14 protein-coding genes are annotated in these 16,256 nt (G+C 34.9%); 9 read left to right on the top strand and 5 right to left on the bottom strand.

The window, feature by feature from the left end:
* Positions 1-48: 48 nt before the first annotated feature.
* The 5 genes from AA089_RS01455 to AA089_RS01435 form a co-directional block, all read right to left on the bottom strand.
* Positions 49-2,673, bottom strand: coding sequence for a BamA/OMP85 family outer membrane protein (locus tag AA089_RS01455; RefSeq protein WP_046755206.1), 2,625 nt, complete (start codon positions 2,671-2,673; stop codon positions 49-51).
* 7 nt (positions 2,674-2,680) lie between these two features.
* Positions 2,681-3,421 (bottom strand): isoprenyl transferase, encoded by a 741-nt coding sequence (locus AA089_RS01450; RefSeq protein ID WP_046755124.1) that lies wholly within the window; start codon positions 3,419-3,421, stop codon positions 2,681-2,683.
* Positions 3,422-3,441: 20 nt separating this feature from the next.
* Positions 3,442-4,128, bottom strand: coding sequence for a type IX secretion system protein PorG (gene porG / locus AA089_RS01445; protein ID WP_046755123.1), 687 nt, complete (start codon positions 4,126-4,128; stop codon positions 3,442-3,444).
* A 99-nt stretch (positions 4,129-4,227) separates the two neighbouring features.
* Entirely contained in the window at positions 4,228-5,112 is an 885-nt protein-coding gene (locus tag AA089_RS01440; RefSeq protein ID WP_046755122.1) for an NAD kinase, read from the bottom strand.
* 11 nt (positions 5,113-5,123) lie between these two features.
* Positions 5,124-5,780, bottom strand: coding sequence for a CBS domain-containing protein (locus AA089_RS01435; protein WP_046755121.1), 657 nt, complete (start codon positions 5,778-5,780; stop codon positions 5,124-5,126).
* 95 nt (positions 5,781-5,875) lie between these two features.
* Here AA089_RS01435 and AA089_RS01430 point away from each other — a divergent pair, with 95 nt between their 5' ends.
* The 9 genes from AA089_RS01430 (at position 5,876) to AA089_RS01390 (ending at position 16,060) form a co-directional block, all read left to right on the top strand.
* On the top strand, positions 5,876-6,592 hold the full coding sequence (locus AA089_RS01430) for a pyridoxine 5'-phosphate synthase (RefSeq protein WP_046755120.1): 717 nt from the start codon (positions 5,876-5,878) through the stop codon (positions 6,590-6,592).
* Positions 6,592-7,362 carry an alpha/beta fold hydrolase gene (locus tag AA089_RS01425; protein WP_046755119.1) on the top strand — a complete coding sequence of 257 codons (771 nt, stop codon included), beginning with the start codon at positions 6,592-6,594 and terminating at the stop codon, positions 7,360-7,362. The genes AA089_RS01430 and AA089_RS01425 overlap by 1 nt, the downstream gene beginning before the upstream one ends.
* Positions 7,363-7,488: 126 nt before the next feature.
* Positions 7,489-8,742 (top strand): OmpP1/FadL family transporter, encoded by a 1,254-nt coding sequence (locus tag AA089_RS01420; protein WP_046755118.1) that lies wholly within the window; start codon positions 7,489-7,491, stop codon positions 8,740-8,742.
* A gap of 20 nt (positions 8,743-8,762) precedes the next feature.
* The gene (locus AA089_RS01415; protein ID WP_046755117.1) at positions 8,763-10,277 is read left to right on the top strand and encodes an SGNH/GDSL hydrolase family protein; all 1,515 of its coding nucleotides are present in this window, start codon (positions 8,763-8,765) and stop codon (positions 10,275-10,277) included.
* 215 nt (positions 10,278-10,492) lie between these two features.
* Positions 10,493-11,821, top strand: coding sequence for a trigger factor (gene tig / locus AA089_RS01410; protein ID WP_046755205.1), 1,329 nt, complete (start codon positions 10,493-10,495; stop codon positions 11,819-11,821).
* Positions 11,822-11,899: 78 nt separating this feature from the next.
* Entirely contained in the window at positions 11,900-12,592 is a 693-nt protein-coding gene (clpP, locus tag AA089_RS01405; RefSeq protein WP_046755116.1) for an ATP-dependent Clp endopeptidase proteolytic subunit ClpP, read from the top strand.
* A 33-nt stretch (positions 12,593-12,625) separates the two neighbouring features.
* The gene (gene clpX / locus AA089_RS01400; RefSeq protein WP_046755115.1) at positions 12,626-13,858 is read left to right on the top strand and encodes an ATP-dependent Clp protease ATP-binding subunit ClpX; all 1,233 of its coding nucleotides are present in this window, start codon (positions 12,626-12,628) and stop codon (positions 13,856-13,858) included.
* 17 nt (positions 13,859-13,875) lie between these two features.
* On the top strand, positions 13,876-14,688 hold the full coding sequence (locus AA089_RS01395; RefSeq protein ID WP_082113166.1) for a LytTR family DNA-binding domain-containing protein: 813 nt from the start codon (positions 13,876-13,878) through the stop codon (positions 14,686-14,688).
* Between the two features lie 118 nt (positions 14,689-14,806).
* Entirely contained in the window at positions 14,807-16,060 is a 1,254-nt protein-coding gene (locus tag AA089_RS01390; protein WP_053002155.1) for a serine hydrolase domain-containing protein, read from the top strand.
* Positions 16,061-16,256: the final 196 nt, after the last annotated feature.

Raw genomic sequence — 16,256 nt, 5'->3', positions numbered from 1 at the left:
CTGTGTCGGTTTGTTAATAGAAAATATCGTGCCAAAAATAAAAATGGCTTAAAATTGCTGCCCGATTATGAAATGTGTTTCCCATCCATTTCGTTGTGTTGTTCCTGGAATTGGGTCAAATCCGTATCCAAAATCAATACCTAATAATCCGAATGCTGGCATAAATATACGCAATCCTGCTCCAGCTGAGCGATTTAATTCAAACGGACTATATTCTTTAAACGAATTAAATGATCCACCAGCTTCTAAAAATGTTAACCCATAAATCGATGCTGTTTGTTTCAAAGTAATCGGATAACGTAACTCTAACGAAAATTTATTGTAAATAGTACCTCCATCTAAATCAGAAAGTGATTGATTTGGATATCCACGAAGTGCAATTGCTTCTCTACCGTCTAAACTAAACTGTCCTAAACCGTCTCCACCAACGAAGAATCGCTCAAAAGGAATAATACCTCGGTCGTTGTTATACGCACCTAAGAAACCAAAATTTGCTTCTGTTTTTAGGACTAATTTGTCAACAATTCGTTGGTACCAAGCACCTTTAAATTTAATTTTATAGAATTCTAACCACTTAAATTTTTCTTGATCTACTTTTCCTTGGTCAACAATCGGTACTTCTCCTTCTTCTAATGTAGGACCTAAATTTGCAGGTTCTCCAGGTTGCCCGGCATTAGCATTTAAGAAATTTCCATTGGCATCTCTTTCTTGGAATTCTTCTTGATTTTCAAGATCTCCATAATCTACATTGTTAAATAAAGAGTATGGTAAAGAAAGTTTTGCACTGATGGAAAAGTCAGATCCAGACATTGGATATATTGGGTTTGGACCCGATGAGTTTCTACTCAATGCAGCTGTATATGAGAAGTTGTTTGAGAATCCATCACCAAAGGTAAATAATCCTGTGTTATAATTTTTTAGGTTGTAATGTTGAAAACTTAGCGCTTGCGATAATACAAAGAAATCATCCGGTTCAGCTAATCGTTTTGCCAATCCTACAGATAATCCAGTAATTAAGAAACGTCTGCTTTTGTCAGCATTATTTGTTTGTGGGTTAAATAAGAATTGTACAGTATGTGATAAAGATGTTGTAAACTGTACAGGTTTTTTTCCTCCCAACCATGGTTCTGTGAATGAGAAACTAAAGGTTTGGAAAAATCTACTTGCTTGTGCACGTAAGGATAGTTTTTGTCCATCTCCTGTAGGTAAAGGTTTGTATGCATCACCATTAAATAGGTTTTTAATAGAGAAGTTGTTGAATGATAGTCCTAAGGTTCCGATGAAACCTCCACCACCATAACCACCTTGTAGTTCTATTTGACTTCCTCCACGTTCTGCAACACTAAACTCAACGTCAACAGTTCCACTATTTGGATCAGGATTTTTAATTTCTGGCTTAATTTGTTCAGCATCAAAGAAACCTAATTGTCCTAATTCACGAATGGTACGTATAATTTTTTCCTTTCCGTATAGTTCTCCTGGTTTCGTACGGATTTCACGATAAATTACATGATCGTTTGTTTTTTCGTTTCCTACAACTGTAATGTTGTTGAAATAGGCAGGTTTTCCTTCGATGATACGAATTTCAAAGTTGATGGTATCATTTTTAGCAGAAACCTCAACAGGGTTAATGTTAGAGAATAAGTATCCATTGTTTTGATACTTATTTGTTAAATCGTCAGCATCAGGATCAGTTTCGTCTGCAATACGTTTTTCAAGTAATACACCATTATAAGTGTCTCCTTTGTTGATTCCTAATAATCGTCTTAATTCGTCATCCGTGTATACTGAGTTTCCTAAGAAAGTAATGTCTCCGAAATAGTATTTTCTACCTTCTTCAAGTGCAATGTCTATATTGATCGTATTATCGTCGTTCCAGCTGATAGAATCTTTAGTAACTCTGGCATCACGAAATCCATTTTCTTTGTATTTTTCAATAATAGAAGCTAAATCTTCTTTGTAGTCTTCTGGGATAAATTTAGAAGATTTGAAAACTCGTAAAAAGAACTTTTGCTTCGTGTTGCGCATGGCTTTTCGTAGCTTTTTGTCCTTGAATTGCTCATTCCCAGTGAAGCGAATTTTCTTTACTTTTATTTTGCTACCACGATCGATATTTACAATCATTTTCATGGCATTTTTGGACTCCGTAGTTACCGTATCTTCCACTGTAGTGATATCTACTTTAGTACGATAATATCCTTGTTTTTTATATTTATTTTGAATGTAGTTTTTTGTATTCGCAATAAAACTTTCCGTAATCTTCTTCCCTTTTTTAAGGTCCGTTTCTTTAATAATTGTCGCAATTTTACTTTCTTTTAAACCGCGTACATCTACTTCTGAAAGTGTCGGCAATTCTTTGATATTTAGTTCTAAAAATATCTTGTCACCTTCGATGCGTTCTATATAGAAATTGATATCACTAAATAGTTCTAATCCCCAGAGTTTTTTAATAACTCCACTAATTTCTTCTCCTGGCACTAAGATTTCTTGTCCTTCTCTTAATTGGGTATAGGTTACAACGGTTTGTTCGTTATAACTTTTCAATCCGGTCACTTTAATACCGCCAATGGTGTACTTCTTTCCTTTATCAAACGTCGTCTCCTGCGCATGTGTCGCGATACTGCAAAACAGTAATGATACTAGTAAAAATAATTTTAGGTACTTTTTTTGCATTAAAATTCTAATTAATTTGTTCGCTTGTTTTTCCAAATCTTCGTTCTCTATTTTGATAATTAATCAACGCTTCGTATAAATCCTTTTTGTCAAAATCTGGCCATAGTACATCTGTAAAGTAAAGCTCAGCATATGCTATTTGCCATAACAAAAAATTACTTATACGATGCTCACCACTGGTGCGTATAAGTAAATCTACATCAGGTAAATTTTGCGTGTAAAGATGCTGATTAATAATTGATTCGTCAATAGTTTCTATAGAAATTATATTATTTTTAACTTTATTACATATTTCTTTAACAGCATTTTTTATTTCAGCTCTTGAACCATAGCTCAACGCCAGTGTAAGCGTCATTTGCGTGTTGTTTTTAGTCTTTTCAACGACTTCAAATAACTCTTTTTTAGCCTTATTAGGAAGCGAATCTAGGTTTCCGATAGCTTGTAATTTAATGTTATTTTTAACAAGTTGTTTTAATTCTTTACGCAAAGAAGAAACTAACAATCGCATCAATGCTTCTACTTCTAATTTTGGTCGATTCCAGTTTTCTGTAGAGAATGCATATAGGGTAAGATTAGGTATACCGAGTTCGGCACAAGTTTCAATAGTGCGTCGAACTGCTTTTGTTCCGTTTTCATGTCCAAATACACGAAGCTTGCCTTTCTGTTTTGCCCAGCGCCCATTTCCGTCCATAATAATGGCTAAATGTTTTGGCAAAAAGTCTTTTTGTATTTGATCTACTAAATTCATTTCTATAATTGCATGCTTTGCTAGTAGCAGAAGCAGGGCTTTTTTCCAAAAGTATAGGTTAGGGTAACTCCCATAAACATATACCAATCGTTACTGTTTATATTTCCAAACTTTAAATTGTCAAAGTCTTTTTTGTCTTTTACAGGATTACTTCCATCAATATCATCTGTAAATGTATATCGTGCTCCAATTTCGAGACCTAAAATCATACTAGGAGAAATTGTGGTTTTGTATCCTAAAACCATCGGGATGGCAAAGGTACTATCATCTCCGTAAGGAACAATTTTTCCGTCATCTAAAAATAGCGTATCGTAGCTAAAGTAAGAAATTCCAGAATATAAGTATGGAGTTCCTTGAGGATCAAGGTCGTGCAAGTTAAATTCCCAGAAGGTAAATTCTAATCCTACAGATAGCTCTGTGATGGTATTTGTAAATTGTAATCCACGTGCTTGTCGTGCTGGATCATCGGATTTAATATCTTTTCCTTCAAGCTGTGTTCGTGTAATGGAAGCTCTAAACGAATGTCTTTCACTTCTATTCCATTTGTAAATAGCTCCGTACGCCAGGTGGTTTGGGTTAATGTAGGTTGTAGCACCAACATCACCAATAAAATTACTATACCCAATATACGCTCCAATTTCATGGAGTTGTGCATTTGCTGCGTGGGTTAAAGTAAAAGCAACCAACATTAAGACGAGTCTCTTCATAGTATCAAAAGTTTGCAAATATAGTATTCTCTTTTGTTATAGGCAATTGTAAAAATCAACCTATGGGATTTAAACATAATTTGCAGGATTTTATTGCTTTTAATTTCGTTTATCTTCTCCCCAAAGGAGCTTTTTTCGAAGTGTTTTTAGAAAACTTTGTCCTTCTAGTTCAACAAGTTTGATCGTAAAAGGCGCTTTTTTTACTGTAATTATCGTATTTATGTTTACCGTCGCAATCCTTGAGTCTAACGATATTAAATGTTTGTCTTCACGTCCAGAAACTTCTAATTGTATGGTAGTATGATCGGGAATAACTAACGGACGCGCGTTTAAATTGTGCGGCGCAATAGGTGTCAACACCATACTATTATTGTCTGGCGTAATAACGGGTCCGCCACAACTTAGCGAATATCCTGTAGAACCTGTTGGCGTTGCGACAATAAGTCCGTCTGCCCAATACGAATTTAAATATTCATCGTTTAAATGTGTCTTTACGGTAATCATCGAAGTTGTATCCTTTCGGGCAACCGTAACTTCATTCAACGCAAAGTTCATATTTTTTATATCTTCATTTTCGGGAGAAGTTGCTACGGCTAATACACTTCGTTCAATTACGGTAAACTCTTTACCAATAATTTTAGAAATAGCTTCTTTAATTTCTTCTTTTTGAATAGTGGCTAAAAAACCAAGTCTACCTGTATTAATTCCTAAGATGGGAATATTTAAATCTTGCACCAACGTGATGGTTCTCAAAATAGTTCCATCGCCGCCAAGACTTAAAAATAATTCGAACGAATTGTCCAAATCATCATACGAAGAAAATGTTTTGTACTTTTTTGAAATGTTTAGTTTGGAAGAGAAAATTTCATAAAAATGTTTTTCAACATGAATTTCTATGCCAAAATGGTGTAATGTTTCAAGTAAATACTGAATGTATTCTCCTGAATCTTTATGATAAAATTGCCCGTAAATACCAACTTTCATGATTTCTTCTCCTATATATTAAGGTATTTATCTAAATAGTCCGATCGTTCTTTTAAATTCTGCATGTATGCATCTTCTGCAAATTCCGATACAATATTGTAACTGTAGCGTCGAAACGATTGCACAATTTCGTTCAGTCCAGCATTATTCAATTTAATGGTCACCTGAACAACATCATTTTCTGTTTTCGAAATAAACGCACCGAGTAAACGCGCATTGTTCGATTCTATTATTTGACTAATTTCACTAAATGAATAATCTTTAATGCCTTTTTCAACCACCAAAACACTTCCAAGTTCGTGTAAAAATGGCGTATCATTAAAAATATTGATGATATCATTGAGTTCGTAATAACCAACATACACATTTTTTTCGTTCAAAATTGGCATCACATTCGTTGAATTTTGCGCAAAAGCTTCCAACACGTCAATCCAATTTGTATGTGTGCGCACAAAAAACTGCTCCAATGCATAACGATATTCATCAATAGCTTTGTCTGCTTCAAAACAATGTGAATCTGTTTCAGACAAACAACCCAAATACACACCATCTTGCATGATTGGAATGTGTGAAAAAGTAAGTTGATTAAACACCAATTGCGCTTCTTTTACCTGATCTTTCACAGTCAGAGGAGTAACATCATTAAGAATGTAGTGTGCAATATTCATAAACAAAAGATTTGTGAGCGCAAATTAATTAAAAATAACTACTTCTAAGCATGCGAACTTTGTATTTTTGCGTAGAGTTATAAAATATAAACGCAATGACTACAAAACTTAGTGTAAACATAAATAAAATTGCCACGTTACGAAACGCTAGAGGTGGCGATGTGCCAAATTTAGTAAAGTTCGCTAAAGATGTGCAAAATTTTGGTGCGCAAGGAATTACAATTCATCCACGACCAGACGAACGACACATTCGTTACCAAGATGCACGAGACTTAAAACCAATTGTACATACGGAATATAATATTGAAGGAAATCCAATTCAGAAATTTATGGATTTAGTGTTGGAAGTACAACCTACACAAGTTACGTTGGTGCCTGATGCGGTTGATGCCATTACGTCCAATGCAGGTTGGGATACTATAAAACACAAAGACTTTTTAACAGAAGTAATTGCAGAATTTAAAAACAATGGAATTCGTACGTCTATTTTTGTCGATCCAACGGTAGAAATGATAGATGGCGCCAAAAATGTTGGAACCGATCGTATCGAATTGTACACAGAAGCATTTGCACACGAATACAGTATAGGAAATAAAAAGGCGATTCAACCGTATATTGATTGTGCTGTTCGTGCCAATGAATTGGGAATTGGTGTCAATGCAGGACACGATTTAAGTTTAGACAATATTGAATTCTTCGCAAAAGAAATTCCAAACCTATTAGAAGTTTCCATCGGTCATGCCTTAATTGCAGAGTCTATATATTTAGGAATAGACAATGTGGTAAATATGTATTTAAACAAACTAAAATAATGATTTTACATTCAAATATCATTGGAGAAGCAGGCAAACCACTAATCATACTTCACGGTTTCTTAGGCATGTCTGACAATTGGAAAACATTAGGGAAAAAGTTCGCGAAGGAAGGATTTCAAGTGCATCTTGTAGATCAACGAAATCACGGTCGTAGTTTTCATTCAGATGAATTTAACTATGACATCCTTGCGGAAGATATAAAACACTATTGCGATCATTACAATTTGACTTCCATTTCACTAATAGGACATTCCATGGGTGGAAAAACGGCAATGGTATTCTCAATGAAATATGCTGCAATGGTTGAAAAACTTGTTATTGTTGATATCAGTCCAAAATTTTACCCAACACATCACGAACAAATCTTAGCAGGTTTATCGGCGCTTCAAGCGGAAATGCTTGCTAGTAGAAAAGATGCGGAAGATATCATGGAAAAATTTGTGCCTGAATTTGGTACGCGACAGTTTTTACTAAAAAATCTATATTGGAAAGTAGACAAAACCTTGGGTTTACGCGTGAATCTTCAAGTACTTATTAATAATGTAGAAGAAATTGGAGAAGCGCTTTCGGGCAATACAATATATGAAAAAGAAACACTTTTCTTAAAAGGAGACAAGTCAGAATACATACAAATTGGTGATGAATTATTAATTCATCAATACTTTCCAAAAGCAACCATTCAAGAGGTTTCAAATTCGGGACATTGGCTGCATGCGGAAAACCCTACACAATTTTTAGAAAAAACGCTTTCTTTTTTGAATTCTTAAAAATCGTTCTAAATTTACTATGAATGCATAATAAATTCGTTTAAATCTTGTGTATATCATAATTTGTACTAATTTTGAACCACTGATTTTACAAAAATTTAACCTTAAATCATCAATTTAATTATTATGAAAAAACTTTTATTGGTATTGACCATCGCTTTTTCGGCTTCGGTAATGTACGCTGGAGGATATAGAGTCGGAGTACAAGGTCATAAACAATTAGCTATGGGACATACAGGAGTTGCTGTAGTAACAAGCGCTGAATCGGCTTTCTTTAATCCAGCTGGTTTGGTATACTTAGATGGAAAGCTAAATGTGTCATTAGGAGCAGCAGCAGTACTTTCAAATACATCATATCAAAATAGAGAGTTCGGATATTCGTCAGAAGCTGACAATCCAGTGGGAACACCTTTTTACGCGTATGGAGCATACAAAATTAACGATTGGTTATCTGCTGGAATCGCTATATATACACCTTACGGAAGTAGAGTAGAATGGCCAACAGATTGGGAAGGTTCGCACTTGGTAAACAATATTGAACTGTCTGCCATTTTTGTGCAGCCAACAATTGCCATTAAAATTAGCGACAAGTTAAGTGTTGGTGGTGGACCAATTTATGTTACTGGAGCTGTAAACTTCAACAGAAACTTATCTAGAAGTTTAACGGATGAAAACGGTGTACGTTCAAACGTAACAATTGACGCTTCAGGAATCAACGCTTGGGGATATTCTGTCGGAGCAATGTTTCGTCCAACGGAAGATTTCACACTTGGATTTAACTACCGTTCACGAATTGACATGGATGTAGAAAGAGGAGATGGAACAGCTGATTTTGAAAACTTACCAGCAGCTTTAGCACCAGGCTTTGCTGATGGCGATTTTACAGCGTCATTACCGTTGCCAGCCGAATTAACTTTCGGAGCTTCTTTTAAACCAAGTGAAAAATGGTTAGTTGCTTTTGATTATACAAGAACGTTCTGGGATGCATACCAATCATTAGATGTTCAGTTTTTCAATTCGGCAGGTTTATCAAGAAACCCAAGAGCTTACAAAAACTCTTCTATATACAAAATTGGAGCACAATATGAAGCAACTCAAAAAGTAACTGTAAGAGCAGGTTTCTACTTTGACGAGTCGCCAATTAGAGATGGATTTTTTGCACCAGAAACGCCACGACCAGATTCTGTAAACTTTACAGCAGGATTTTCGTATAACCTAAACAGTAAATGGGCAATTGACGCATCTGTATTATATGTACATTCTAATGAAATTCAAAACTCATATGACTATTTTGAAGAAGCAGGACAGCGATTGTCTTTTGCAGGAGAATACAAGTCAAATGCTTTAGTAGCAGGAATCGGAGTTTCATATAAATTATAATAGTAAAGAGCAGAATAAAGATGAAAAACAATATAAAATATTTAGCAATATTAGCTTTAGGATTATTCGCGTGTGAACCAGAATTCGATAATCCAATTGACGAAAGTGGAGCATATACAAGTGGATCAGCAGACTTTTCAACATTTGTAGCCGTTGGAAATTCACTAACTGCTGGTTACATGGATGGAACTGTATTTAGAAGTGGACAACAAAATTCATTTCCAAATATTATGGCAGAGAAATTCGCTTTAGTTGGCGGAGGAACATTTACACAACCATCTTTTGAAGATGATGTAAATGATGCAGGAGGATTTTTATTACAAGGAAGTCCATTACCAGGATTTGGAACACGTTTAGTAATTGATGCGAGTGAAGGTGGTCCTGAAAACTTAAATGTTACTTCAACAGTTGAAGTATCAAATTTGCAACAAACAGCATACAATAATATGGGAGTTCCAGGAGCAAAATCGTTCCATTTAGGAGCACCAGGATATGGAAACATTGAAAACTTAGCTTTTGGAGCAGCAAATCCTTACTTTGTTAGACATGCAACAAGTCCAAATATCACAGTTATAGAAGATGCAACGTCGTTAAACCCAACATTCTTTACATTATGGATTGGAAACAATGACATCTTATCCTATGCAACTTCAGGTGGAGTTGGTGTAGACCGAACAGGAGATCCGAATGTATTAGGGTATGGAGGAAACGATATTACGGATCCAGGTGTATTTGCATTCACCTACCAAGGTTTAGTAGATGCATTAACAGCAAACGGCGCAAAAGGAGTGGTAGCTACACTTCCTGATGTAACCTCTATTCCTTACTTTACAACAGTACCTTACAATCCTGTGCCAATGGATGCAGGAACGGCAGCATTTGTAAACAACGCTTATGCAACGTATAATGGAGGCTTGCAATTTGCAGCTGGAAATGGTTTAATTACTGCTGCTGAAGCTGCACAACGTACAATTACATTTGCAGCAGGACAAAATCCAGTTGTAATTGTTGATGAAGATCTAACAAACCTTTCAGGATTTGGAATTCCAAGTTACAGAATGTCAACAGTAAACGACTTACTTATATTGCCTTCTTCTGGTTTTATCGGAACACAAGCAGATCCAAACGATCCTTCAAGTGTTAATGGTGTAGGAATACCTTTAGCAGATAATTGGGTATTAACGGCAGATGAAATTCAATTGGTAAGAAATGCGAGAACTGCTTACAATAATGCAATTATAGCTATTGCAACTGAGAAAGACTTAGCAATTGCAGACATGGCAGCAACACTAGAAGTATTAGTTTCTGGTTTGCGTACAGCTGATGGACAAATTTATACAAACAACTACTTCGATGGTTCTTCAAATGCTATCTCTACAGCAGTATTCTCTTTAGATGGTGTACATCCAAATTCTAGAGGATATGCAATTGTAGCAAATGAATTCATTAGAGTAATCAACGAAAAATATGGTTCAGATGTTCCTGGAGTTACTGCCGGATATTACCCTGGAGTTACTGTAGTTCCAACGAACTAGTAGTACAGATCATAAAATATAATTTTGAAGAAGCACTGAGAAATCGGTGCTTTTTTTATAGCATCTTTCGTGAAAAACTCAATTCACAAATAATTCACATGCTAATTTCTATAATTGCAGTAAAAATAAACTGATACACAAATACTTAAATAACTTGATTCGCTTCTAAAAATAATGTACTTTTGCAAGCCAATTTTTATATCATAATAAAAGAAATGAATATAACAAGAGAAAATATAGACGCGCTAAATGCGGTTGTTACAGTTGAAATTGCAAAAGAAGACTACAACGACAAAGTAACTAAAATTTTAACGGACTACAGAAAAACAGCTAACATCCCAGGATTTAGAAAAGGTCATGTACCAATGGGATTGGTAAAAAAGCAGTACGGAAAAGCAGTACTTGTTGATGAAGTAAACAAATTATTACAAGAAGGATTGAACAAATATTTAGTAGAAGAAAAACTAGATATCCTTGGAAATCCATTGCCAAGAATGCAAGAAGAATTCAACTGGGACGCTGAAAATTTCTCTTTCGAATTTGAATTAGGATTAGCTCCTGAATTTAATGTTGACCTAAAGAAAAATGCCGTTACACAATACGATATCGTTGCTGATGAGAAAATGATCGATGGGCAAGTAGAAAATATCAGAAAACAATACGGAAAACTTATCAGTCAAGACGAAGTTACTGAAGAGTCAGAAGTAACAGGTGTTTTTACAAACGAAGAAAAAGAAATTGAAAACAGCGTAACTTTTGGTTTGGATAAAATCAAAGGAAAAAGAAACGTAAACAAGTTTGTTGGTGCAAAAGTTGGAGATACACTTACCTTAAAAACAAAAGGATTGTTCAATGACGATCATGATGTAATGAACTTCTTAAAAGTTTCTCATGATGATGCACACGATTTAGATATTGAAGTTTCTTTCAAAATAAACGAAGCAAACACAAGAGAATTAGCAGAACTAAACCAAGAATTATTCGATAAATTATTTGGTGAAGGAAATGTAAATACATTAGAAGAAGTAAAACAAAAGATCAAAGAAGATGCAGAAAAACAATTTGTGCAACAATCAGATCAACGTTTACTTAATGATGTAACAGAAGATTTAATTGAAAATACGAAATTTGATTTACCTGATGGTTTCTTGAAAAAATGGATTCAGTCTGCTGGAGAAAAAGAATTATCTGTAGAAGAAGCTGAAGAAGAATACACAAAATCTGAAAAAGGATTGCGTTACCAACTCATTCAAGACCGTTTGGTTAAAGATAATGAAGTAAAAGTTGAGTTTGAAGACTTAAAAGAATTTGCAAGACAAATGATCAGAGCGCAAATGGCGCAATTTGGACAAATGAACCCAAGTGATCAAGAGTTAGACGACATCGCAGCAAGAATTTTATCGAACCAAGATGAGGTACGAAGATTAACAGATCAGTTGCTAAGTCAAAAACTATTAGAACTTTTCAAAGAAAAGGCAAACCTTAAAAAGAAAGAAGTGACTTACGAAAACTTCGTTAAAGAAGTATACGGAGATAGTCATTAAGAAATAAAATACTTATATTTAAGGCGTTAAAATCAACATTTTAGCGCCTTTTTTAATCAAAAAATATAAAGACATCAAATGGATTATAAAAAAGAATTTCATAAATACGCGACTAAACATCACGGTATCAACAATATGTACTACGACAAAATAGTAAGTCGTATGTCTCCTTCTACATTTACAAACCCTGTCGGAATGACACCATATATTATTGAAGAACGCCAAATGAACGTTGCTCAAATGGACGTTTTCTCACGTTTAATGATGGATAGAATCATATTCTTAGGAACAGGAATTGACGATCAAGTTGCAAATATTGTACAAGCACAATTACTATTCATGGAAAGTGTAGACTCGTCTAAAGACATTCAAATCTACATCAACTCTCCAGGTGGTGGCGTATATGCTGGTCTAGGAATCTATGATACAATGCAATTTATAAAACCAGACGTAGCAACTATCTGTACAGGAATGGCTGCTTCTATGGGAGCTGTATTATTATGTGCTGGACAAGCTGGAAAACGTTCAGGATTAACACACTCAAGAGTTATGATTCACCAACCATTAGGAGGTGCACAAGGACAAGCGAGTGATATTGAAATTACAGCAAGAGAAATTTTAATACTAAAAGAAGAATTATACAAAATCATTTCTAAGCACTCAGGGCAAGATTACGATAAAGTTTACAACGATTCTGATCGTGACTATTGGATGAAAGCCGACAAAGCAAAAGCATACGGAATGATTGATGAAATACTTGTAAGAGAATAAACTAAAAGCGCTACAAGTAAATAACAACAAATAATGGCGAAAGAAGAATTAGAATGTTCATTCTGTGGTAGAAAAAAGCCAGAAACAAATCTGTTAATCGCAGGTTTAGATGCTCATATCTGCGACAGATGTATTGAACAAGCGCATGGAATTGTTTTAGAAGAATCAAAACAAGCCAGTAATGATGAATTATCATCAGAATTGGTACTGCGCAAACCAAAACAAATCAAAGAATTCTTAGACGAATTCATCATCGGGCAAGAAGCCACCAAAAAAGTAATGTCGGTTGCCGTGTACAATCACTACAAACGACTGTTACAACCACCATCAAGTGATAGTATTGAAATTCAAAAAAGTAATATCATCATGGTTGGAGAAACAGGAACAGGAAAAACGTTAATGGCAAAAACCATTGCACGTATGCTAAATGTTCCGCTGGCTATTGTAGATGCTACCGTTTTAACAGAAGCTGGTTATGTAGGAGAAGATGTCGAAAGTATCTTAACACGTTTATTACAAGCCGCAGATTACAATCTTGAAAAAGCTGAACGCGGTATTGTATTTATTGATGAAATTGATAAAATTGCACGTAAAAGTGACAATCCATCCATTACACGTGATGTTTCTGGAGAAGGTGTACAACAAGCGTTGCTAAAACTTTTAGAAGGAACGGTTGTAAATGTTCCGCCAAAAGGAGGACGTAAACATCCTGATCAAAAATTCATTGAAGTAAATACAGAAAACATCTTATTTATTGCGGGTGGAGCTTTTGATGGTATCAAAAGAGTCATTACACGACGATTGAATATGCAAGCCGTTGGTTACAGTGCTTCCAAAGATGAAGAGGTAATTGATGCGGACAATCTGTTGCAATACATCATTCCAAAAGACTTAAAAGATTTCGGTTTAATTCCTGAAATAATTGGTCGTTTGCCTGTGTTGACGCATATGAATCCGTTAGATGCAAACACATTACGTGCGATCTTAACGGAGCCAAAAAATGCAATCATCAAACAATATGCAAAATTATTTGCAATGGATAATATTGAGTTTGATATTACAGAAGGCGCGTTAGAATTCATCGTAGAAAAAGCAATAGAATACAAACTTGGTGCACGTGGATTACGTTCGTTATGTGAAACGATCTTAACGGATGCGATGTTCGAATTGCCAGGATCTGATGAAAAAGAACTGAAAATCAGCAAAACATACGCTGAGAAAAAGCTATCAAAAGTAGCCATCAAAAAACTAAAAGCAGTATCGTAAATAATTTCTAGTAAATAATGCAGATACAAAATTTTTACATCCAATCAATACGGAAACAGCTATTGGTTGGATTTTTTATTGGGTTTTGGTTATTTCTCTTTTTCTACTATGTAGAACCTTTTGATCTATACGAATTGCCAAAAGCAGAACGACTATTAGCGTGTTTCGGATATGCCATGGTTGGAATTCTAACCTATATCATTACCATTCCCATACAGAGATTTTTATATAAATTTTCTGGAAAATGGAGCATCGTTCAAGAACTACTATTCATACTTTCAATGATGATTTTTTCAGGAGGAATTGGATATGCTTTTTTCAAATTCATCCTGTTAGAAAATGATCCGTATGCGCACAAATTTTCATACTTCTTTTTCCAACAAGTCATTCCAACAGTTTTCCTGATTCTTCCAGTTATGCTATTTTTACGTTGGATGTTTGGAAATAGACCAAATTCGGAAACCATATCGGTCGAGCCGAAAGAAACAAACATTGTCATCAAAGGAGAAAACAAAGCTGAAGTATTACACATAAAAGAAGCGGAACTCGTTTTTATTGAATCGGCAAACAACTATGTAAAAGTACATTACTTATTACAAGATGAATTGAAAAGCGATCTCTTTCGAAACAAAATATCTGTCTTGCAAGCTCAATTTCCATTCTTGCTAAAAACACATCGTTCGTTTCTAATAAATCCTGCTCACTTTTTAGAATGGAAACGTGAATCTGCACAAACTATTTTGATCTTAAAGCCAAATGTGACCGAAATTCCTGTTTCCAAAACCTACAAAAAGGCATTGGTGCAACATTTCATTAATCCCGTAGAATAAACGGTTCGCCAAAGGCAAAAAAATCGACCACTCAAACCGATCCATTCGCCACAAATAGTTGTAAACACTAGGATAAAGTCGGAATATTGAACTGTTGAAACAATAAAAACAATTTGTTATGAAAAAGTCAATATTTAAAATAACTGCCTTAACACTTATCCTAATTACTGCAATATATTGCGAAAGTTGCACAATGATCTACAGAACTGTTCGTCATGGTCAAGCAGACATTACAGACAATGAATGGCAACCAAAGGTAACTGTCGAAAAAGGTCAAGATGACTTTATATTTGCTGCAAAAACGGATGCAGATTTAGCGTCTTTCTTAGATGAAAACCTGGAAGGAACCAACACAAATGCGTTCATGGTTATCAAAAATGATACAATTATCTATGAAAAGTATTTTAACGAATATGATGAAAACTCATTACTAACCTCATTTTCGGTTGCAAAATCATTTGTATCAGCATTGGTAGGAATAGCACAAGAAGAAGGTTTACTAGACGAAAATGCGCCAATTACAACCTATTTGCCAGAATTGCTAAAACAAGATAAAGACTTTGCTAACATCACGGTAAAACACTTGTTGAATATGCAAAGTGGAATCAAATTTGACGAATATCCACGCATCAATCCATTTACAGGAATGGCACGTTTATACTACGGAACCAATATTCGTACAAAAATTACCAACGGAATGACTATTGAAGAAGCACCAGGACGTTTCAATTACAGAAGTATTGACACGCAAGTTTTAGGTGTTATCTTAGAACGTGTTACAAAAATGCCTTTGGAGGAATACCTATCGCAAAAAATATGGAAACCTTTAGGGATGAAATCTGATGCTACTTGGACGGTTGATAGCGAGCGTAACAAAATGGTAAAAGCATTCTGTTGTCTCAATGCTACTGCGGAAGACTTTGCAAAGTTTGGACGTTTATATCTCAATGGTGGAAAATACAATGGTGTCCAGATAGTGCCAGCCGCTTGGGTTGCTAAAACGGATAGTGGTAAAAAAATAAACCAACACTTTGGATACAAAAACAAATGGTGGACAAGTTCACACTATGATGTATTTGATACTGCCGAAGAAGGAAAAGCGTATGCAGAAGCAAATAATAAACAATACTTAAAATCTAACAAACTAAAAAGTGGTCGTTATGTTTCTTACTTTCAAGGAGACGATTACAACGCGCTCGGAATACTTGGACAACATGTATATGTGAATCCAACGGAAAACATCATTGTAGTGCGTTTGGGCGACTCGTGGCGTGATGACAAGTTCTATCTATCTGAATTAATTTATACCTATGTTGGAAATGGTCGTTATAAAAAAATGTTGAAGAAAGATAAAACAGCTTCAACTAAATAATTACAAGACACAACTAAACGATACTAAAACGTACATTCTCAATCTTGAATGTGCGTTTTGTTGTCTTTATACTCTATAAAAAACGCGTGATAGTATCATATGATACTATCATGTATAATTTTCTAATGGTTTTATCGAACACTATTAAGATTAAAATATATTTTGATTAAAAATACTAAGCAAAGCTAGAGTGATA

It is taken from the genome of Kordia jejudonensis (assembly GCF_001005315.1).
Classification (GTDB): domain Bacteria; phylum Bacteroidota; class Bacteroidia; order Flavobacteriales; family Flavobacteriaceae; genus Kordia; species Kordia jejudonensis.
This window is presented reverse-complemented; position numbering and strand designations above follow the sequence as displayed.